Genomic DNA, 24,195 nt, shown 5'->3' with positions numbered 1-24,195 from the left:
CAACCGCCGACCGCGTGACACCACCGCGGTCGGCGTGGTCCGGCGCGCCCGGCGATCCCGCCCGCCCACACTTCTGGAGGTACCCCCATGTCCCGTCGCGACGGCGACGTCCTTCCCCTGACGGCGGCCCAGCGCGAGATCTGGTTCGCCGAGCAGCGCTCCCGCACGGCGATCCCGGGCTACCGCGTCGGCGAGTGCCTGGAGATCCACGGGCCGGTGGACCCGGAGCTGTTCGAGACCGCGCTGCGCCGGGTGGTCGACGAGGTCGACGCCCTGCACGTGACGTTCGCCGACGACGGCGAGGGCCCGCACCAGATCCTCCGCGAGACCTGGGCCTGGGCGCCGGTGCACCTGGACCTCGGGGGGGAGCCCGCACCCCGTGCAGCGGCCGTGGAGTGGATGCAGCGGGACCTGATGCGCCCGCTGGACCTCGCCCGGGACCCGCTGTTCGGGCACGCGCTGATCAGGCTGTCGCCGACCGAGTTCCTCTGGTACCTGAACTACCACCACGTGGTGCTGGACGCGATCAGCAGCGCCCTGGTCAGGCAGCGGGTCGGTGACGTGTACTCGGCACTGGCCGGGGGCGGGCCGGTGACGCCGTCCCCGTTCGGTTCCCTGAAGGACCTGGTCGACAGCGACGCCGCCTACCGCGCGTCGGCGGCCTTCACCGCCGACCGCTCCTACTGGACCGGGCGCTTCGCCGACCTGCCCGCCCCGACACGGCTCACCGACAGCCCCGCGACCGACCCGCACCGCGCCCTGCGCCTGGCCGGGGAGCTGGAGCTGCGGAGCCCCGAGGCGTTGCGGGCTGCGGCGGGCCGGGCCGGTGTCCGGTGGTCCCGGGTGGTGATCGCGGCGACGGCGCTCTACGCCCACAGGCTGAGCGGCGCCCGGGACGTGGTGCTCGCCCTCCCCGTCACCGCCCGCCGGGGCTCCGACCGCGACCTGATGTCGGTGCCCGGCACGATGTCCAACGTGGTGCCGCTGCGGCTGACCGTGCGGCCGGACATGCCGTGGCGTGACCTCGTCGCCCAGGTGGCGCAGGAGGTCGACGCGGCCGTCGCGCACGAGCGCTACCGCAGCGAGGACCTGCTGCGGGACCTCGGTGCGCCCGGCAGCATCGGGACGGCGTTCCCGCTGATCGTCAACATCATGGCCTTCAACTCCAGGCCGAGCTTCGCCGGACACCCCGCCTCCGTGCACCACTTCGTGTCGGGGTCGACCACCGACCTGGCGGTCTGGGTGTTCGACTACCGCGACGGCAACCCTCCGCTCCTCCGGCTGCACGGCGCGCCGGAGGCGTACGGCGACGACGACCTCGCCGCCCACCAGCAGCGGCTGCTGGCCCTGCTCGACGCCGTCGCGGACTGCGACCCGGACGAGGCGGTGGGCCGGATCGACCTGCTCACGGCCGGGGAGCACCGCGAGGTGGCGGCCCTCGGCACCGGGCCGGTGGTTCCGGGACAGGCCGCGAGCCTGCCGGAGCTGTTCCGGGAGCACGTGCGGGCGACCCCGGACCTCGTCGCGCTGGTCTGCGGGGACGTCTCGCTGACGTACGCGGAACTGGACGCGCGGGCGAACCGGCTGGCGCACGCCCTGATCGCGCGGGGAGCGGGGCCGGAACGGCTGGTGGCGGTGGCCCTGCCGCGCTCGGCCGAGCTGGTGACGGCGATCCTCGCGGTGCTGAAGACCGGCGCGGCGTACGTCCCGGTCGACCCCGAGTACCCGGCCGCCCGGATCGCGTACCTGCTCGACGACGCCCGGCCGGCCCTGGTGGTCACCGACGCCCGCAGCGGGGACCGCCTGCCCGACACCGGTCCCGTCGACCGGCTGGTGCTCGACGACCCGGCCACGGCCGCCCTGGTGGCGGCCTGCCCGGCGGCCGACCCGGGGGTGGCCGTCGATCCGGGCCACCCGGCGTACGTCATCCACACCTCCGGCTCCACCGGACGGCCCAAGGGCGTGCTGCCGACCCACAGCGGCCTGCTCAACCTGCTCACCGACCTCCGCCAGGCGCACCTCCCGCCGCTGCCGGGCGGCCGGCGGCTGCGGGTGGCCCTGACCACCTCGGTGTCCTTCGACGCGTCGTGGAACCAGCTGCTCGCCCTGTTCGCGGGCCACGAGCTGCACGTCCTGGACCACGCGACCTGGACCGACCCCGACGCCTTCGTCGGTCACGCGAGGCGCTGCGGACTGGACTTCGTCGAGGCCACCCCCTCCTACCTCCGGGTCCTCCTCGCCCACGGGCTGCTGAGCGATCCGCAGCGACGCCCGGCCATGGTCGCGGCGGGCGGCGAGGCCGTCCCCGAGCAGCTGTGGGCGGACCTGCGGGCGGCCGACGGGGTGTCCTGCCTCAACTTCTACGGACCGTCCGAGTGCACCGTCAACTCGGTGGTCGCGCCGATGGGGACGAGCCCCCGCCCGGTCATCGGCCGGCCCGCCACCAACACCCGGCTGCACGTGCTCGACGGCGCCCTGCGGCCGCTGCCGGCCGGTGTGCCGGGTGAGCTGTACATCGCCGGTGCGGGTCTGGCGCGCGGTTACCTGAACCGGCCGGGGCTGACCGCGGGGCGGTTCGTGGCGGACCCTTCCGGGCCGGCCGGTGCGCGGATGTACCGCACCGGTGACCTGGTGCGGTGGGGACCGGACGGGAACCTGGAGTTCCTGGGCCGCACCGACGACCAGGTCAAGATCCGCGGATTCCGGGTGGAACCCGGCGAGATCGAGGCCGTCCTCGCCGGGCACCCCCGGGTCGCGCGGGCCGCCGTCACGGTGCGCACCGACGGGGAACCCCGGCTGGTCGCCTACGCCGTCCCCGCGGCGGGGCAGGTCCTCCGGCCGGACGTGCTGAGGACCTGGCTGCGGGAGCGGCTGCCGGAGCACATGGTGCCGTCGGCGTTCGTGGTGCTGGACGCCCTGCCGCTGACCCCGAACGGCAAGCTCGACCGGCGGGCCCTGCCGGCCCCCGAGCCCCAGGCCGCCGCCCCGGGCCGCGCCCCGCGCACCGCGACCGAGCACCTTCTCGCCGGCCTGTTCGCCGAGGTGCTGGGGGTCGCCGGGGCCGGGCCGGACGACAGCTTCTTCGACCTCGGCGGGCACTCCCTGCTGGCCACCCGGCTGGTCGCCCGGGCACGGTCGGTGCTGGGCGTGGAGCTGAGGCTGCGCGACCTGTTCGACGCGCCGACGGTGGCGGAACTGGCGGCGGCGGTCGACGTCGCGGGCCGGGCCCGGCCCGCGCTCACGGCGCGCGAGCGGCCCGGGGCGGTCCCGCTGTCCTTCGCGCAGCGCAGGCTGTGGTTCCTGCACCGCATGGAGGGCCCCAGCGCCACCTACAACATCCCGCTGACGCTGCGGCTCTCCGGAGACCTGGACCAGCGGGCCCTGGAGACCGCCCTGGCGGACGTGGTCGAGCGGCACGAGAGCCTGCGCACCGTCTTCCCGGTGGTCGACGGCGTGCCGTGCCAGCAGGTGCTCGACCTCGACGCGGCCCGGCCCCGGCTGCGGGTGACCGCGGCCGGCGGGCGCGACCTGCCGAACCGGCTGACGGAGGCGGCGCGGTACGCCTTCGAGCTCTCCCAGGAGCCGCCGCTGCGTGCCGAACTGTTCCAGCTCGGCACCGAGGAGCACGTGCTGCTGCTGGTCGTGCACCACATCGCCGGTGACGGCTGGTCGACGGGGCCGCTCCTGCGGGACCTGACCACCGCCTACGCGGCCCGTGCCGAAGGGTCGAAGCCGGAGTGGTCGCCGCTGCCGGTCCAGTACGCCGACTACGCCCTATGGCAGCAGGAACTGCTGGGCGACGGCGCGGACCCGGACAGCCTGCTGAACGGCCAGCTCGCCTACTGGCGGGAGCAGCTGGCGGACCTGCCCGAGCAGGTCGAGCTGCCGTTCGACCGGCCCCGGCCGGCGGCGATGTCCTACCGGGGCGCCCACCTGCCGGTGCGGATCGACGCCGAGCTGCACCAGGGCCTGCGCGCGCTCGCCCGTGACGGCGGCGCCAGCCTCTTCATGGTGCTCCAGGCCGGACTGGCCGCCCTGCTGGGCAAGCTCGGCGCGGGCAACGACGTCCCGATCGGCACGCCGATCGCCGGCCGCACCGACGAGGCCCTGGACGACCTGGTCGGCTTCTTCGTCAACACCCTGGTGCTGCGCACCGACCTGTCGGGCGACCCGTCGTTCACCGAACTGCTGGGCCGGGTGCGCTCCGACGCCCTGGCCGCGTACGCGCACCAGGACGTGCCGTTCGAGCACCTGGTCGAGGCGCTGAACCCGACCCGGACCCTGGCGCACCACCCCCTGTTCCAGACCATGCTCGCCCTGCAGAACGCGCCGCTCGGCACGTTCGACCTGCCGCGGCTGCGGGTGGCGACGGACCTGGTGCCCACCGGGACGGCCAAGTGCGACCTGACCTTCGTCCTGGCCGAACAGCCCGGCGCGGACGGGCTGTCGGGTCTGGTGGAGTACGGCACCGACCTGTTCGACGAGGCCACCGTGGCGGAGATCGTCGACCGGTGGCTGCGGCTGCTCCGCGCCGTCGTCGCCGACCCCGGCCGACGGATCGGCCAGGTGGACGTGCTGTCCGCCGACGAGCTCCGCGCGCTGCTCCCCGCCGACGCCGACGCCGACCGGAGCGGGGAACTGCCGGAGAACAGCCTGACCGCGCTGTTCGAGCGGCAGGTGCGGGCCGACCCGGCTGCCGTCGCCCTCACGGACGGCGGAGTCACCCTGACGTACGGCGAGCTGAACGCCCGGGCCAACCGGCTCGCGCACGCCCTGATCGACCGGGGCGTGGGACCGGAGCAGTTGGTGGCACTGGCCCTGCCGCGCTCGGCGGAGCTGGTCGTGGCGGTGCTCGCGGTGCTCAAGGCCGGCGGCGCGTACGTCCCGGTGGACCCGGCGTACCCGGCCGCCAGGATCGCCTACCTGCTCCGGGACACCCGCCCCGCGCTGCTCGTGACGACCGGCCGGACCGGCGAGCTGCCGGGGGCGGACCACGTGGACCGGCTGCTGCTGGACACCACCGACCTGGACGGCCTGCCGGACACGGACCCGGGGGTCGCCGTCGATCCCGGCCACGCCGCCTACGTCATCCACACCTCCGGCTCCACCGGCAACCCCAAGGGCGTGGTGGTCCCGCACCGCAACGTGGTGCGCCTGTTCGACACCACCCGGGAGCTGTTCGGCTTCTCCGCCGACGACGTCTGGACCCTCTTCCACTCCTACGCCTTCGACTTCTCGGTGTGGGAGCTGTGGGGCGCGCTGCTGCACGGCGGCCGCCTGGTGGTCGTGGACCACGAGACCGGCCGCACGCCCGGCCGGTTCCTGGAACTCCTCGTCCGCGAGCGGGTGACGGTGCTCAACCAGACGCCGTCCGCCTTCTACCAGCTGATGCAGGCGGACGCGGAGGCACCGGAGACCGGCCGCGAACTCGCCCTGCGCACGGTGGTGTTCGGCGGCGAGGCGCTGGAACACGCCCGGCTGGCGAGCTGGTACGACCGGCACCCGCAGGACGCGCCGCGGCTGGTCAACATGTACGGCATCACCGAGACCACCGTGCACGTCACGTACGCGGCGATCGACCCCTCGGGCACCGCGGCCGGCGAGGTCGGAGCGGCCCTCCCGGACCTGCGGACGTACGTGCTCGACGGCGGCCTGCGGCCGGTGGCCCCGGGCGTGCCCGGCGAGCTGTACGTCGCGGGCCCCGGGCTGGCGCGCGGCTACCTGAACCGGCCGGGCCTGACCGCCGGGCGGTTCGTGGCGGACCCGTTCGGACCGCCGGGATCGCGGATGTACCGCAGCGGCGACGTGGTGCGCCGCCGCGCGGACGGCGGCCTGCGCTACGTCGGCCGGGCCGACCAGCAGGTCAAGGTGCGCGGCTTCCGCATCGAGCTCGGCGAGATCGAGGCGGCGCTGGCCGCCCACCCCGGCGTCGCCCAGGTCGCCGTCCTCGCACGGCAGGACCGGGCCGACGACACCCGGCTGGTCGCGTACCTGGTGCCCGCCGCGGGCGCCGCACCGAGGCAGGCCGACCTGCGCGGGTACCTGCGCGAGCGGTTGCCGGAGCACATGGTGCCGTCGGCGTTCGTGGTGCTGGACGCGCTGCCGCTGACCGCCAACGGCAAGCTGGACCACCGGGCCCTGCCCGCCCCCGGCCTCGCCCCGGCGGCCACCGCCCGCGCGCCGCGCACCCCGCAGGAGCAGATCCTCTGCGAGCTGTTCGCCGAGGTCCTGGGCGTGACGTCGGCCGGCGTCGAGGACGGCTTCTTCGACCTGGGCGGGCACTCCCTGCTGGCCACCCGCCTGGCCGCCCGGATCCGCGCGACGCTCGGCGTGGAGATGCCGCTGCGCACCCTGTTCGAGGCGCCGACCCCGGCCGGCCTGGCCGCCGCCCTGGTGGCGGCCGGACCGGCGCAGACCCCCCTGACCCGGCGCGAGCGCCCCGAGGTGATCCCGCTGTCGTTCGCGCAGCGGCGGCTGTGGTTCCTGCACCAGCTGGAGGGCGCCGGCGCGAGCTACCACATCTCCCTGGCCTGGCGGCTGTCCGGGGACCTGGACCGGCGGGCCCTGGAGGCTGCCGTGGCGGACGTGGTGGCCCGGCACGAGAGCCTGCGCACCGTCTTCCCGGCGGTGGACGGCGTGCCGCACCAGCAGGTGCTGGACGCCGTGGCGGGCCGCCCGCGGCTGCTCGTGAGCCGCACCACCGAGGCCGGGCTGCCGGCCGTCATGGCGGAGGCGAAGGCCCGCCGGTTCGACCTGGCGGCCGATGTGCCGCTGCGTGCCGAGCTGTTCGAGCTGGCACCGGACGAGCACGTGTTCCAGCTGGTGCTCCACCACATCGCGGGTGACGGCTGGTCGCTGGGCCCGCTCGCGCAGGGCCTGACCGCCGCCTACGCGGCGCGCTGCCGCGGCGAGGAGCCGCAGTGGGAGGAGCTGCCGGTCCAGTACGCCGACTACACCCTGTGGCAGCACGAACTGCTCGGCGACTCCGCCGACCGGGACAGCCTGTTCGCCGGCCAGGCGGCCTACTGGACGGAGGCGCTGGCCGGCCTGCCGGAGCTGATCCAGCTGCCGACCGACCGGCCCCGCCCGGCGGTCGCCTCGCACCGGGGCGGTTCCGTGCGGGCCGGGCTGGACGCCGAGCTGCACCGCGGCCTGCGCGAGCTCGCCCGCGCCCACGGGACCAGTCTGTTCATGGTGCTCCAGGCAGGACTGGCGGCGCTGCTGAGCAAGCTCGGCGCGGGCGACGACATCCCGGTCGGCAGCCCGGTCGCGGGCCGGACCGACCAGGCGCAGGACGAGCTGGTCGGCTACTTCGTCAACACCCTGGTGTTCCGCACCGACACCTCGGGCGATCCGACGTTCGCCGAGCTGCTCGGCCGGGTCCGGGACACCGCGCTGGCCGGGTACGCCCACCAGGACCTTCCGTTCGAATACCTGGTCGAGGTCCTGAACCCGTCCCGGTCGCTGGCGCACCACCCGCTGTTCCAGGTCATGCTGGTGCTGCAGAACGCACCCCGGGCCGACTTCGCGCCGCCCGGGCTGCGCGTCGGCGACATGCCGTCGACGTCGACCACCGCCAAGCTCGACCTGATCTTCACCCTGTCCGAGCGGCACGCCCAGGACGGTCCCCCCGGGCCTGGCGGCCCGGGAGGCGCCCCCGCCCCGGAGGGGATCGACGTTTTCGTCGAGTACACCAGCGACCTGTACGACCCGGCCGCCGTCGAGACGATGGTCGGGCGGTGGGTGCGGCTGCTCCGCGCCGCGGTCGACGACCCGCGGCGGCGGCTCAGCCGGTTCGGCCTGCTCACCGCGGAGGAGCACGGCGAGCTGACGGCGCTGGGCACCGGCCCGGCCGCCGAGGCCTTCACCGCGAGCCTGCCGGAGCTGTTCCGGGCCCAGGTGCGGGCGACTCCGGACGCCCTCGCGCTGGTGGGGCCGGAAGCCTCGCTGACGTACGCGGAGCTGGACGCGCGGGCGAACCGGCTGGCGCACGCCCTGATCGCGCGGGGTGCGGGGCCGGAACGGCTGGTGGCGGTGGCGCTGCCGCGCTCGGCCGGGCTGGTGGTGGCGATCCTCGCGGTGCTGAAGGCCGGCGCGGCGTACGTCCCGGTCGACCCGGAGTACCCGGCCGCCCGGATCGGGTACATGCTCGACGACGCCCGGCCGGTCCTGGTGGTGACCGACGCCCGCACCCGGGAGCGGCTGCCGGAGGCCGGTCCCGCCGGGTGGCTGGTGGTCGACGACCCGGCCACGGCCGCGCTGGTGGCGGGCTGCCCGGTGACGGACCCCGCGGTGGCCGTCGATCCGGGCCACCCGGTCTACGTCATCTACACCTCCGGTTCCACCGGCAAGCCCAAGGGCGTGGTGGCGACGCACGGCGGCCTGTCCAACCTGTTCGCCAACCAGCGCCCGCTGCTCTTCGGGACGGGCAAGCGGGTACGGATGGGGCTGACCACGTCCGTCTCGTTCGACGCCTCCTGCGACCAGATGTTCGCCCTGTATGCCGGCCATGAGCTGCACGTCCTGGACGAGGCGACCTGGACCGACCCGGAGGCCTACCTCGGGTACGCCGTGCGGGCCGGGCTGGACACCGTCGGCGGTACCCCGTCCTACCTGCAGGTCCTCGTCGAGAACGGCCTGCTGGACGACCCGCGGTGGCGTCCGCCGATGGTCGCGCTGGGCGGGGAGGCCGTTCCGGAGCGGCTGTGGGAGCGGCTGCGGGCCGTCGAGGGGGTGTCCTCCCTCAACTACTACGGGCCGGCCGAGTGCACGGTGGACTCGGTGGTCGCGCCGCTGGCGTCGAGCCCGCGTCCGGTGATCGGCCGGCCGCTCGGGGGCGTCCGGCTGTACGTGCTCGACGGTGCCCTGCAGCCGCTGCCGGCCGGTGTGCCGGGTGAGCTGTACATCGCCGGTGCGGGCCTGGCGCGCGGTTACCTGAACCGGCCGGGTCTGACCGCCGGGCGGTTCGTGGCGGACCCGTCCGGGCCGGCCGGTGCGCGGATGTACCGCACCGGTGACCTGGTGCGGTGGGGCCCGGACGGGAACCTGGAGTTCCTGGGACGCACCGACGACCAGGTCAAGATCCGCGGATTCCGCATCGAACTCGGCGAGATCGAGGCCGTCCTGGCGGAACACCCGCAGGTCGCGCGGGCCGCCGTGACCGTCCGGCAGGACCGGGAGCAGGACACCCGCCTGGTCGCCTACCTGGTGCCCGCCCCCGGGGCGGAGCTCCGGCCGGAGGACCTGCGGGCGCACCTGCGCGAGCGGCTGCCGGACTACATGGTGCCGGCCGCGTTCGTCTCTCTCGACGCCCTGCCGCTGAACGCCAGCGGCAAGCTGGACCGGCGCGCACTGCCCGAGCCCGGGTCCACCGTGGCACGGACCGGCCGGGCACCGCACACCCCTGAGGAGCACGTGCTGGCGGGGCTGTTCGCCGAGGTGCTCGGCCTGCCTCAGGTCGGGGCCGACGACGACTTCTTCGACCTGGGCGGGCACTCCCTGCTGGCCACCCGGCTGGTGGCCCGGGTCCGTACGACCCTGGGCGTGGAGCTGGCGCTGCACACCCTGTTCCGCAGCCCCACCGTGGCCGGGCTGGCCGCCGGGCTGGGCGGCGCGGACCGGGCCCGGCCCGCCCTGGTGCGGGCGGAGCGGCCCGGGCTGGTGCCGCTGTCGTCCGCCCAGCAGCGGCTGTGGTTCCTGCGCCAACTGGAGGGCGCCGACTCGGTCTACAACATGCCGCTGGCATGGCGGCTGTCCGGACCGCTGGACCTGGCGGCCCTGGAGCAGGCGCTCGGCGACGTCGTCGACCGGCACGAAACCCTGCGCACGGTCTTCCCGGCCGTCGCCGGTGTGCCCCACCAGCAGGTGCTGGCCGCCGGAGAGGCCCGCCCGAGGCTGGCGGTCACCCCGGCCGACGAGCCGGCCCTGCCGGAACTGCTGGCGGGGTCCGCAGCACGCGGATTCGACCTCGCGGCCGAACCACCGCTGCGCGCCGAGGTGTTCGAGCTCTCGGCGGACGAGCACGTGCTGCTCCTGGTGATGCACCACATCGCCGGTGACGGCTGGTCGCTGGGCCCGCTGGCCGCCGATCTCGCCACCGCGTACGCGGCACGCCGCCAGGGCGGCGAGCCGCAGTGGGCGCCTCTGCCGGTGCAGTACGCCGACTACACCCTGTGGCAGCACCGGCTGCTCGGCGACGCGGCCGACCCGGACAGCCTGTCCGCCCGTCAGACGGACTACTGGAAGCGGACGCTGGCGGACCTGCCGGAGCAGATCCGGCTCCCCGCCGACCGCCACCGCCCCGCGACCCCCTCCTGCTCCGGCGGCCACCTCGCGATCGAACTGGACGCCGAACTGCACGCCGGGCTGGTCCGGCTGGGCCGCGACCACGGCGCCAGCGTCTACATGGTGCTGCAGGCCGCCCTGGCGTCGCTGCTGGACAAGCTCGGCGCGGGCACGGACATCCCGGTCGGCAGCCTGATCGCCGGCCGGACCGACCAGGCCACGGACGACCTCGTCGGGTTCTTCGTCAACACCCTGGTGCTCCGCACGGACACGAGCGGCGACCCGTCCTTCGCCGAACTGCTGGGCAGGGTCCGGGAGAACGCGCTCGGCGCGTACGCGCACCAGGACCTGCCGTTCGAGCACGTCGTCGAGGCCCTCAACCCGTCCCGGTCGCTCACCCGCCAGCCGCTGTTCCAGGTGCTGCTCGCGCTGCAGAACGTGCCCCGCACCGAGTTCGCGCCGAGCGGTCTGGCCACCGGGATCGTCCTGGTGCGGACGCCGACGGCGATGTTCGACCTCGGCTTCCACCTGCTGGAGCGCGGCGGCACCGGCGGCCCGGCCGAGGGCATCGTCGGGCGGGTCGAGTACAGCACCGACCTGTTCGACCACGCCACGGTGGAGGCCCTGGTCGCCCGCTGGCTGCGCCTGCTGACGGCGGCGGTCGCCCAACCGGACCGGCCGCTGAGCCGGATCGACGTCCTCACCGCGGAGGAGCGGCACGAGCTGCTGGTCGTGCGCAACGACACCGCCCGGCCGGCTCCCGGCGCCGGCCTGCCCGCCCTGTTCGAGGCGCAGGTCCGCGCGACCCTGGAGGCCCCGGCCGTGGTGTCCGAGGGCACCGTGCTGACCTACCGCGAACTGAACCGCCGGGCCAACCGCCTGGCGCACGCGCTGATCGCGCGCGGGGCCGGGCCGGAGCAGATCGTCGCCCTGCGGCTGCCGCGCTCCGCCGAGCTGGTGGTCGCCGTCCTCGCGGTGCTCAAGACGGGCGCGGCCTACCTGCCGGTCGACCCGGACTACCCGGCCGCCCGCATCGCCTCCATGCTGGAGGACGCCCGGCCGGCCGTGGTGCTCGACGGCCTCGCGGCCGTCACACCGGCCGGCGAGCAGCCGGAGACCGATCCGGCCGTCCCCGTGGACGCCCGGCACCCGGCCTACGTCATCTACACCTCGGGCTCCACCGGCCGCCCCAAGGCCGTGGTGATGCCCGCCGCCGGACTGCTGAACCTGCTGGCGTGGCACCACCGGGCCGTCGGCGGCGAACCCGGCACGCGCACCGCGCAGTTCACCGCGATCAGCTTCGACGTCTCGGTCCAGGAGATGCTCTCCGCGCTGCTGTACGGCAAGACCCTCGTGGTGCCGACCGAGGAACAGCGCCGCAGCGCCGAGCTGTTCGCCCACTGGCTGGAACGGCACGGGGTCGAGGAGCTGTTCGCACCCAACCTGGTGATCGAGGCGCTCGCCGAGGCCGCCGGGGAGGCCGGGCTGGAGCTGCCGAGCCTGCGACTGGTCGCCCAGGCCGGTGAGGCGATGCGCCTCGGCGGTGCGGTGCGCCGCCTCCAGGCCCGGCGGCCGGGCCGGGTGCTGCACAACCACTACGGGCCCGCCGAGACCCACGTGGTCACCGCCTACCCGCTGCCGGCCGACCCCGCCGACTGCCCGCTGCCGGTGCCGATCGGCCGTCCGATCGACAACTGCCAGGTGTATGTCCTGGATCCGGCCCTGCGGCCGGTCGCCCCGGGCGTGCTCGGCGAGCTGTACCTCGCCGGGGCGGGCCTCGCCCGCGGCTACCTGAACCGGCCCGGGCTCACCGCGACGCGCTTCGTCGCGGACCCGTACGGTCCGGCGGGCTCGCTGATGTACCGTACCGGCGACCTGGTGCGCTGGCGCGCCGACGGCGAGCTGGAGTTCGCCGGGCGGGTGGACCACCAGGTGAAGGTCCGCGGGTTCCGGATCGAGCCGGGCGAGATCGAGGCCGAGCTGACCGCGCACCCGGGCGTCGCCCAGGTCGCCGTGCTCGCCCGCGAGGACCGCCCGGGCGAGACCCGGATCGTCGCGTACGTCGTCCCCCCGGCGGGGACCGGCGCGACCGCGGCGGAGCTGGCGGCGTACCTGCGTGACCGGCTGCCCGACCACTTGGTGCCGGCCGCGTTCGTGGTGCTGGACGCGTTGCCGCTGACGCCGAACGGGAAGCTGGACCGGGCGGCGCTGCCCGCGCCCGAGCAGCCGGGCACGATCGGCGGGCGGGCGCCGCGCACGCCGCAGGAGCAGATCCTGTGCGGGCTGTTCGCCGAGGTGCTGGGCCTCGCCCGGGTCGGGGTCGACGACGACTTCTTCGACCTCGGCGGGCACTCCCTGCTCGCCACCCGCCTGGTCTCGCGGGTCCGGGCGACCCTCGGGGCCGAGCTGGAACTGCGCAGCCTGTTCCGGACCCCGACGCCCGCCGGACTCGCCGCCGGGCTGCACGGCGCCGGCACCGCGCGGCAGGCCCTGGTGCCCCGGCCCCGCCGCGAACCGATGCCGCTGTCGTTCGCCCAGCGCCGGCTCTGGTTCCTCCAGCAGTTCGGGGCGCCGAGCGCCACCTACCACATGCCGCTGGCCCTGCGGCTGTCCGGAGACCTCGACCGGGGCGCGCTGAGCACCGCGCTCGCGGACGTGGCGGCCCGGCACGAGACCCTGCGCACGGTCTTCCCGCACATCGCCGGTGTCCCGCACCAGCGGGTGCTGGACACCACCGAGGGTGTCGTCCCGCTGACCGTGCGCGCGGCCGACGCGGCGGAGGTGCCCGCCCTGCTGCGCGAGGCGGCGGTGCGCGGCTTCGACCTGACATCGGAAGTGCCGCTGCGGGCCGAGCTGTTCGCGCTCGCGCCGGACGAGCACGTGCTGCTGCTCGTCATGCACCACATCGTCGGGGACGGCTGGTCCATGGGCCCGCTGGCCGCCGATCTCGCCACCGCGTACGCGGCACGCCGCCAGGGCGGGGCGCCGGCATGGCCGCCGCTGCCGGTGCAGTACGGCGACTACACCCTGTGGCAGCAGGAGATCCTGGGCGACGAGCACGACGCCGACAGCGTGTTCGCCCGCCAGGTCGCCTACTGGACGGAGGCGCTGGCCGGGCTGCCCGAGCAGCTGCAGCTGCCTGCCGACCGGCCGCGCCCGGCCACCATGTCGTACGGCGGAGACCTGCTGGAAATCCGGATCGACGCCGAACTGCACGCGGCTCTGGCGGAGTTGGCGCGACGCTCGGGTACGACCCTGTTCATGGTGCTGCAGGCGGCCCTCGCCGCGCTGTACACGCGGCTGGGGGCGGGCACGGACATCGCGATCGGGAGTCCGATCGCTGGGCGCACCGACGAGGCGCTGGACGATCTGGTCGGGTTCTTCGTCAACACGCTGGTGCTGCGCACCGACACGAGCGGTGATCCGAGTTTCGCGGAGCTGCTGGGGCGCGTGCGGGAGACGGCGCTGTCGGCGTACGCGCACCAGGACGTGCCGTTCGAGCACCTGGTGGAGGCGCTGAACCCGTCCCGGTCGCTGTCCCACCACCCGCTGTTCCAGACCGGGCTGGTCGTGCAGAACGCGCCGGGAGGTGACTTCGAGCTGCCGGGCCTCCAGGTCTCCGGGGTGACCGTGCCCACCGGCACCTCACGGCTCGACCTGACCTTCGGGTTCGCGGAGGAGCACGGGCCCGACGGTGCGCCGGCCGGGCTCAGCGGTGCGGTCGAGTACAGCACCGACCTGTTCGACCGCTCGACGGTCGAAGCCCTCGTCGCCCGCTGGACCAGGCTGCTGGCCGCGGTCGCCGCCGCGCCGGACCTGCCGGTCGGCGGGATCGACCTGCTGTCCGCCGGGGAGCGGCGCGAGCTGCTGCCCGCCGCCGCCGCCGAGACGGCCGCGGTGGGCCTGCCGGGGCTGTTCGCGGTGCAGGTGGCGGCGGCGCCGGACGCGGTGGCGCTGGTGTGTGGTGATGTCGAGTTGACGTACCGTCAGTTGGATGTGCGGGCGAACCGGTTCGCGCATGCGCTGATCGCACGGGGGGTGGGGCCGGAGCGGATCGTGGCGGTGGCCCTGCCGCGTTCGGTGGAGTCGGTGGTGGCGGTCCTGGGGGTGTTGAAGGCCGGGGCGGCGTACCTGCCGGTGGATCCGGCGTACCCGCAGGCGCGGATCGCGTTCATGCTGGAGGATGCCCGTCCGGTGCTGCTGGTCGACGATCCGGCGATGGTGGTCGGGGGGGACTGGCCGGACACCGATCCGGAGGTCGCGCTCGACGTCCGGCATCCGGCCTACGTGATCTACACCTCGGGCTCGACGGGCCGCCCCAAGGGCGTCGTGGTGAGCCACACCGGGGTGTCGAGCCTGGTGGCGGCGCAGGTCGAGCGGCTCGGCGTGGCGCCGGGCAGCCGGGTGCTCCAGTTCACCTCGCCCAGCTTCGACGCGTCCTTCTGGGACCTCTGCAGCGCCCTGCTCACCGGCGCAGCCCTCGTCCTGGCCCCGTCCGAGGCCCCGCTGGAGGCCTTGACGGACCGCCGGCTCGACGTCACCCACGTCACGCTGCCGCCCTCGGCCCTGGCCGCGGTGGAGAGCGCCGAACTCACCGCCGGCACCCTGGTGGTGGCGGGTGAGGCGTGCCCGCCGGAGCTGGTGGACCGCTGGGCGCCGGGCCGACGGATGATCAACGCCTACGGGCCGACGGAGACGACGGTCTGCGCGACCATGAGCGACCCGCTGTCGCCCGGCACGGGCACGCCGCCGATCGGCCGGCCGGTCGCGGGATTCCGGGTGTACGTCCTCGACGAGCGGCTGCGCATCGTGCCGCCGGGAGTGGCGGGGGAGCTGTACGTCGCGGGCGCGGGCCTGGCGCGTGGCTACCTGAACCGGCCCGGACCGACGGCCGGGCGGTTCCTCGCCTGCCCGTTCGGCCCGCCCGGGAGCCGCATGTACCGCACCGGCGACCTGGTGCGCCGGCTGGGCGACGGCGGGCTGGAGTACGTCGGCCGCGCCGACGACCAGGTGAAGGTCCGGGGCTTCCGCGTCGAACTCGGCGAGATCGAGGCGGCGCTGGCCGGGCACCCCGCCGTCGCCCGGGCCGCCGTCCTCGCCCGGGACGACCGGCTCGTCGGCTACGTGGCGACGCGTTCCGACGCGACCGTCCGACCGGCGGAGCTGGCGGCGTACCTGCGTGACCGGCTGCCCGACTACCTGGTGCCCGCCGTCTTCGTGCTGCTGGACACGTTGCCGCTGACGCCGAACGGGAAGCTGGACCGGGCGGTGCTGCCCGCCCCCGACCCCGGCCCGGCCGAGGCCGGGCGGGCGCCGCGCACCCCGCAGGAGCAGATCCTGTGCGGGCTGTTCGCCGAGGTGCTGGGCCTCGCCCGGGTCGGGGTCGACGACGACTTCTTCGACCTCGGCGGGCACTCCCTGCTCGCCACCCGGCTGGCCGCACGGGTGCGCTCGGTGCTCGGCGTGGAGCTGGGGCTGCGCGCGCTGTTCCAGGCGCCCACCGTGGCGGGCCTGGCCGGGGCGCTGGCCGGGGCAGGCCACGCCCGCCCGGCGCTGACCGCGCACGAGCGGCCGGAGGCGGTGCCGCTCTCCTTCGCCCAGCGCCGGCTCTGGTTCCTGCACCGCATGGACGCCGCCGCCGCGACCTACCACATCCCGCTGGCGCTCCGGCTGACCGGGACGCTCGACCGGGCGGCGCTGGACCAGGCCCTGGCCGACGTGGTGGCCCGGCACGAGAGCCTGCGGACGGTCTTCCCGGAGGTCGACGGCGTACCCTGCCAGCGCATCCTGGACCCGGCCGCGGCCCGGCCCCGGCCGCGGCGGACCGAGGTGTCGGAGGCCGAACTGTACGAGCGGCTCGCCGGGTCCGCCCGGCGGCCCTTCGACCTGACATCGGAAGTGCCGCTGCGGGCCGAGCTGTTCGCGCTCGCGCCGGACGAGCACGTGCTGCTGCTGGTCATGCACCACATCGTCGGGGACGGCTGGTCCACCGGTCCGCTGGCCCGCGACCTGGCCGAGGCGTACGCCGCCCGGTGCGAGGGCCGCGCGCCGCACCGGCCGGCCCTGCCGGTGCAGTACGCGGACTACACGCTGTGGCAGCGGGACCTGCTCGGTGACGCCGCCGACCCGCAGAGCCGGTTCGCCGAGCAGCTCGACTACTGGAAGCGACAGCTGTCCGACCTGCCGGAGCTGCTCCAACTGCCCACCGACCGGCCGAGGCCGGCTGTCGCCGGCTGGCGCGGGGACCACGTCGGCCTGGAGCTGAGCCCCGAACTGCACACCGCTCTGGTGGAGTTGGCGCGACGCTCGGGTACGAGCCTGTTCATGGTGCTGCAGGCGGCCCTCGCCGCGCTGTACACGCGGCTGGGTGCGGGGACGGACATCCCGATCGGTTCGCCGATCGCGGGGCGTACCGACGAGGCGCTGGACGATCTGGTCGGGTTCTTCGTCAACACGCTGGTGCTGCGCACCGACACGAGTGGTGATCCGAGTTTCGCGGAGCTGCTGGGGCGGGTGCGGGAGACGGCGCTGTCGGCGTACGCGCACCAGGACGTGCCGTTCGAGCACCTGGTGGAGGCGCTGAACCCGTCCCGGTCGCTGTCCCACCACCCGCTGTTCCAGACCGTCCTGGCCGTGCAGAACGCGCCGATGGGCCGGTTCTCCCTGCCCGGACTGGACGTCGCCACCTACGCGGTGGCCACCGGGACCGCCAAGTTCGACCTCGGGGTGAGCCTGGTCGAGCAGTTCGGTCCGGACGGCAGCCCGGCCGGGATCGTCGGCGCGGTCGAGTACGCCACCGACCTGTTCGACCGCTCGACGGTCGACGCCCTCGCCCGGCGCTGGACGCTCCTGCTGGAGGCGGTCACCGCCGACCCTGACCGGCCGATCGGACGGATCGAGCTCCTCGACGCCGACGAGCGGCACCGGCTGCTGGAGCGTGGCAACGCGACCGCCCGGGAGGTGGCCGCCGTCCCGGTCCCGCAGGCGTTCGCGGTGCAGGTGGCGGCGGCGCCGGACGCGGTGGCGCTGGTGTGTGGTGATGTCGAGTTGACGTACCGTCAGTTGGATGTGCGGGCGAACCGGTTCGCGCATGCGCTGATCGCGCGGGGGGTGGGGCCGGAGCGGATCGTGGCGGTGGCCCTGCCGCGTTCGGTGGAGTCGGTGGTGGCGGTCCTGGGGGTGTTGAAGGCCGGGGCGGCGTACCTGCCGGTGGATCCGGCGTACCCGCAGGCGCGGATCGACTTCATGCTGGAGGACGCCCGTCCGGTGCTGCTGGTCGACGATCCGGCGATGGTGGTCGAGGGGGACTGGCCGGACACCGATCCGGAGGTCGCGCTCGACGTCCGGCATCCGGCCTACGTGATCTACACCTCGGGCTCGACCGGCCGCCCCAAGGGCGTCGTGGTCGCGCACGGCGGTGTGGCGAGCCTGGTCGCCGGGCAGATCGAGCGGTTCGCGATCGAACCCGGCAGCCGGGTGCTCCAGTTCGCCTCACCCAGCTTCGACGCCTCGGTGTCGGAGATCTGCACCGCCCTGCTGTGCGGCGCGGCCCTGGTGCTGCCCCCGGCGGCGGACCCGGTCGCCGCGCTGACCGACCCGGGCCTCGCGGTCACCCATGCGACCGTGCCCCCGTCCGTCCTCGCCGCCGTGCCGGAGGGCTCGGTGCAGGTGTCGACGCTGGTGGTGGCGGGTGAGGCGTGCCCGCCGGAGCTGGTGGACCGCTGGGCGCCGGGCCGACGGATGATCAACGCGTACGGGCCGACGGAGACGACGGTCTGCGCGACCATGAGCGACCCGCTGTCGCCCGGCACGGGCGTGCCGCCGATCGGCCGGCCGATCGCCAACGCCCGGGTGTACGTGCTGGACGAGCGGCTGCGGCCGGTGCCCCCGGGAGTGGCGGGGGAGCTGTACGTCGCGGGCGCGGGCCTGGCACGCGGCTACCTGAACCGGCCCGGACTGACGGCCGGGCGGTTCCTCGCCTGCCCGTTCGGCCCGCCCGGGAGCCGTATGTACCGCACCGGCGACCTGGTGCGCTGGCTGGGCGACGGCGGGCTGGAGTACGTCGGCCGCGCCGACGACCAGGTGAAGGTCCGGGGCTTCCGCGTCGAGCCCGGTGAGATCGAGGCGGCGCTGGCCGGGCACCCCGCCGTCGCCCGGGCCGCCGTCCTCGCCCGGGACGACCGGCTCGTCGGCTACGTCGTCCCGCGCCAGGACACGACCCGGGACGGCGGCCTCGAAGCCGACCACGTGGGTGAGTGGCAGGACATCTACGACGCCCTGCCCATCGCTCCCGGGGAAGCCGCCTTCGGCCAGAACTTCGTCGGCTGGAACAGCAGTTACGACGCCACTCCGATCCCGGTCGAGCAGATGCGCGAGTGGCGGGACGCAACCGTCGCCCGCATCCTGGCCCTGCGCCCCCGCCGGGTGCTGGAGGTCGGCGTCGGCACCGGTCTGCTGCTCTCGCAGATCGCACCGCACTGCGAGACCTACTGGGCGACGGACTTCTCCGCCACCGCGATCGACGCGCTGGCCGCCCAGGTGGCGTGCGAGGAGCGGCTCGCCGGGCGCGTGGTGCTGCAGACCCGTCCGGCGCACGACACCGACGGGCTGCCCGCCGGGGAGTTCGACACCATCGTGATCAACTCGGTGGTGCAGTACTTCCCGTCGGCCGACTACCTCGCGGAGGTGATCGGGAAGCTGATGCGGTTGCTCGCCCCCGGCGGCGCCCTGTTCATCGGCGACGTCCGCAACCTGCGGCTGCTGCGCCCGCTGGCCACGGCCGTCCAACTGCGCCGGACCGGCGCCGGCGCCGACCTCGCGGCGGTGCGTCGCGCGGTGGAGCAGGCCGTTCGGGTGGAGAAGGAACTGCTGGTCGACCCGGACTTCTTCACCGTCCTGCGGGAGCACGGCACGGGGCTCGGCGCGGATGTCGGTACGGGGCTCGGTACGGATGCCGGTACGGGGCTCGGCGCGGATGCCGGTACGGGGCTCGGCGCGGATGTCGGCGCGGTCGTGGTGGAGGTCAAGCGCGGCCGTCACCACAACGAACTGACCCGCTACCGCTACGACGTGACGCTGCACAAGGCGCCGGTCACCCCGGCGTCCCCGGGCCGCTCCGTCGAGCTGGAGTGGGGGCGGCAGGTCGCCGGGGCGGACGGGCTGCGCGAGCTGCTCGCCGGGTCGCCCGCGGAGGTGCTGCGGATCACCAGGGTGCCGAACCGCCGGGTGGCGCGGGAGTCCGCCCTCGCCCGGGCGGTGCAGGACGGGGACGGTTCGCTCGACGAGCTGCTGGAACGGCTGCACGCCCCGGAGGAGGGCGACCTTCCCGACCCGGACGATTTCCACGCCATCGGGCGGGAGTTCGGCCGCCGGGTGAACGTCACCTGGTCGGCCACCGCGGCCGACACCGTGGACGTCGTCCTCTCCGACCCGCGGACCCTGCCGGGCTCCCCGGTCGAGCCGTACCGCCCGGCCCGGGCCGCCGGCCGGACGCTGTCCTCGCTGACCAACCGTCCGACCGGCAGCCGGGGCACCGGCGCCCTCCTCGGCGAACTCCGCGACTGGCTGCGCGGGCGGCTGCCCGACTACCTGGTCCCGTCCGCCTTCGTGGCGCTGGATGCGCTGCCGCTGACGGCCAGCGGCAAGCTCGACCGCCGCGCCCTGCCCGCCCCGGACCCCGGCCCGGCCGCGGCCGGGCGGGCACCCCGCACCCCGCAGGAGCAGCTCCTCGCCGAGCTGTTCGCCGAGGTGCTCGGGCTGGCGCAGGTCGGGGTCGAGGACAGCTTCTTCGACCTGGGCGGGCACTCCCTGCTGGCGACCCGGCTGGCCTCCCGGGTGCGGGCGACCCTCGGCGCGGAACTGGAGGTCCGGACGCTGTTCGAGACCCCGACCGTGGCCGCCCTGGCGGCCCGGCTGGACGGCTGCGGAACGGCGCGGCCCGCGCTGACCGCCCGGCCCCGGCCGGACCGGGTGCCGCTGTCCTTCGCCCAGCGCCGCCTGTGGTTCCTGCACCGGATGGACGGGCCGGGCGCCACCTACAACATGCCGCTCGCGCTGAGCCTGACCGGTGAACTGGACCGCCCGGCCCTGCACGCCGCGCTCGCGGACGTGATCGCCCGGCACGAGAGCCTGCGGACGGTCTTCCGCGAGACGGACGGCGTGCCGTACCAGGTCGTGCTGGACGCGTCGCAGGCGTACCCGGAGCTGCCGCTGGTCGAGCTCGACGACAGTGCGCTCGCCGAGCGGCTGGCGCGGACGGCCCGGCGCGGCTTCGACCTGGCGGCGGAGCCGCCGGTCCGGGCGGAGCTCTACGCGCTCGCCCCCGACCGGCACGCGCTGCTGGTCGTGGTGCACCACATCGCCGCCGACGGCTGGTCCATGGGCCCGCTCGCCGGTGACCTGGCCGCGGCCTACGCGGCCCGCTGCCGGGGCGGGGAGCCGCAGTGGTCCCCGCTGCCGGTGCAGTACGCCGACTACACCCGCTGGCAGCGCGACCTGCTCGGCGACGCCGCCGACCCGGACAGTCTGTTTGCCCGGCAACTTGCATACTGGAAGGGTGAGTTGACGGGCGTACCGCAACAGCTGCAGCTGCCCGCCGACCGGCCCCGGCCGCCGGTGGCCTCCCAGCAGGGCGACCGGGTCGTGGTCCGGCTGGACCCCGAACTCCACCAGGCCCTGCGGGACCTGGCCGCCGCGCGCGGCGCCAGCATGTTCATGGTGCTCCAGGCCGGCCTCGCCGCGCTGCTCACCCGGCTCGGCGCCGGTACGGACATCCCGGTCGGCAGCCCGATCGCCGGCCGCACCGACCAGGCGCTGGACGAGCTCGTCGGGTTCTTCGTCAACACCCTGGTGCTGCGCACCGACACCGGCGGCGACCCCGGCTTCGCCGAACTGCTCGGCCGGGTACGGCAGAAGGCGCTCACCGCGTACGACCACCAGGACGTGCCGTTCGAGTACCTGGTCGAGGTGGTCAACCCGGTACGGTCGCTGGCGCACCACCCGCTGTTCCAGATCATGCTGGCCCTGCAGAACGCGCCGCTCGGCGAGTTCGCGCTGCCGGGGCTGGAGACCGGCCACCTGGAGGCGCCGACCGGCACCGCGCGGGTCGACCTGACGTTCAGCCTGGCCGAGCAGTTCGGCCCGGACGGCGGCCCCGCCGGCCTGGTCGGCGCGGTGGAGTACGCCACCGACCTGTTCGACGCGCGGACCGTGCACCTGCTGTTCGAGCGCTGGGCCCGGCTGCTGCGCACGGCGGCCGCCGACCCGGACCGGCCGATCAGCCGGATCGACATCATGTCCGACGAGGAGCGCTGCCGGCTGGTGTCGGCGTCCAACGGCGCCGTCGTCGAACTGCCCGGCGCCGCGGTGCCGGAGCTGTTCGCCCGCCAGGTGCGGGCCACCCCGGAGGCGGTGGCCGTCGTCGCGGGCGGCACCGAACTGACCTACCGGGAGCTCGACCTGTGGTCCAACCGGCTGGCGCGGGCGCTGGTCCGCCAGGGCGTACGGCCGGAGACGCCGGTCGCGGTGCTGCTGGAGCGCTCGGCGGAGCTGGTCGTGGCGATCCTGGCGATCGTCAAGGCCGGTGGCGCCTACGTGCCGCTGGACTCGCGCTTCCCCTCCTCCCGGATCGACCTGATCATGCGGGAGAGCGGGGCGGCCGTGATGCTCACCCAGGAGGTGCTGACCGCACTGGTGCAGTCCGAACCCGATCCGTCCGACGTCGAAGTCCCCTGCGAACCGCAGCAGCTGGCGTACATCATGTACACCTCCGGCTCGACCGGCCGGCCGAAGGGCGTCGCCGTCACCCACCGCGACGTGGTGGGACACGCGCTCACCCCCGAATGGCGCGGCGGCGGACACGAACGGGTGCTGATGCACTCCCCGACCGCCTTCGACCTGTCGACCTACGAGCTGTGGGTGCCGCTGCTCAACGGCGGCCGGATCGTGGTCGCACCGCCCGGGCAGCTCGACCTCGACCTGCTGCAGCACACGATCGCCGCACACGGGGTGACCGGACTGTGGCTCACCGCCGGCCTGTTCCGCCTGGTCGCCGAAGAGCGCCCCGGCCTGCTCGCCGGGGTGCGCGAGGTCTGGACCGGCGGCGACGTGGTCTCGCCGACCGCCGTCGCACGGGTCCTGGCGGCCTGCCCCGGCATCGAGGTGGTCAACGGCTACGGGCCCACCGAGGCCACCACCCTGGCCACCTGCCACCCGGTGCGCGCCCTCCCCGAGCACGCCGCGACCGTGCCGATCGGCGGGCCGATGGCGAACATGCGCGCCTACGTGCTCGACGCGGCACTGCGGCCGGTGCCGACGGGCATGGTCGGCGAGCTGTACCTCGCGGGCACCGGAGTGGCCCGCGGCTACCTCGGCCGACCCGGCCTGACGGCGGAGCGCTTCACCGCCGACCCCTACGGGCCGGCCGGGAGCCGGATGTACCGCACCGGCGACCTGGCGTGGTGGCTCCCCTGGGGGCACTCCCGGCCGGAAGCCGGTGGAGGGACGCTGGAGTTCGCCGGACGCACGGACCACCAGGTCAAGCTCCGCGGCCTGCGGATCGAGCCCGGAGAGATCGAGGCGGTCCTGGCGGGCTGCCCGGGCGTCGCCCAGGCGGCCGTGGTCGCCCGCGAGGACCGGCCGGGCGACAAGCGGCTGGTCGCCTACCTGGTGCCCGCCCCCGGGGGCGGGCCGGAGACGGCCGCACTGGCCGGCCGGCTGCGCCGCGAACTGCCCGACTACATGGTGCCGGCGGCGTTCGTCACCGTGGACGCGCTGCCGCTGACCGCCAACGGCAAGCTCGACCGGGCCGCCCTGCCCGCCCCCGAGTACGGGGCGTCGGACGCCGGGCGGGGCCCCCGGACGCCGCAGGAGCAGCTGCTGTGCGGCCTCTTCGCCGAGGTCCTCGGCCGGGAGCAGGTGAACATCGACGACAGCTTCTTCGACCTCGGCGGGCACTCGCTGCTGGCCGCCCGGCTGGCCTCCCGCGTCCGCGAGACCCTCGGGCTGGAGCTGGGCCTGCGCATGCTGTTCGAGGCACCGACCGTGGCCGGGCTCACCGAGCGCCTGGTCATGGACAATCCCGACGACGCGCTGGACGTGGTGCTGCCGCTGCGTTCGACCGGCACCGGCACACCGCTGTTCTGCATCCACCCCGGCGGCGGCATCAGCTGGTCGTACAGCGGGCTGCTGAACCACATCGGTCCCCAGCACCCGGTCTACGCGATCCAGGCGCGCGGCCTGCGCCGGCCCGAAACCCTGCCCGCGTCCTACGAGGAGATGGCGGCCGACTACGCCGAACAGATCCGGAAGATCCAGCCGGAGGGCCCGTACCTGCTGCTCGGCTGGTCCGCCGGCGGGCTGATCGCCCACGCGATCGCCTGCGAGCTGCAGGCGCGCGGCGAGCGGACCGCACTGCTGGCGATCCTCGACGCCTACCCGGTGAAGGACGTGCGGTTCGAGGAGATGCCCGTGCCCACCGAGCGGGACGTGCTCGTCGGTGTGCTCGACGTCGACCCGGACGAGCTGGGCGACCAGGTGGTGACCTACGCCGAGGTCGCCGAGGTCCTGAACCGGCGGGGCAGCGCGCTGCAGGGCCTGACCGAGCGGCAGATCGAGGTCATCGTCAACATCATGATCAACAACGCGAGGCTGGCGGTCGACTTCGTCCCCGGTGGTTTCGACGGAGACCTGCTGCTGTTCAACTCCACGATCGACCGGGACGGCAACGACGCCGGTCCGGAGACCTGGCGCCCGTACATCGGCGGCCGGATCGAATCGCACGAGATCACCACCCGGCACGACCGGATGACCCAGGCCGGCTCGCTGGCCCAGATCGGACCGGTCCTGGCCGCCAGGATCGCCGGGGCCACCGGTGACACCGATGACACCACCCTTGCCCACCAGGAGGACTGA

At 74.9% G+C, this 24,195-nt stretch carries 1 protein-coding gene; it reads left to right on the top strand.

Features of this window, described 5'->3' with window-relative positions:
* Positions 1-87: 87 nt before the first annotated feature.
* The gene (locus SNE206_RS19335; protein WP_407914661.1) at positions 88-24,195 is read left to right on the top strand and encodes a non-ribosomal peptide synthase/polyketide synthase; all 24,108 of its coding nucleotides are present in this window, start codon (positions 88-90) and stop codon (positions 24,193-24,195) included.

The organism is Kitasatospora sp. NE20-6, assembly GCF_045862635.1.
This window is presented reverse-complemented; position numbering and strand designations above follow the sequence as displayed.

Coding starts and splice junctions, on each gene's coding strand:
- SNE206_RS19335 (WP_407914661.1), top strand. CDS start 88: ATGTCCCGTCGCGACGGCGACGTCCTTCCCCTGACGGCGGCCCAGCGC.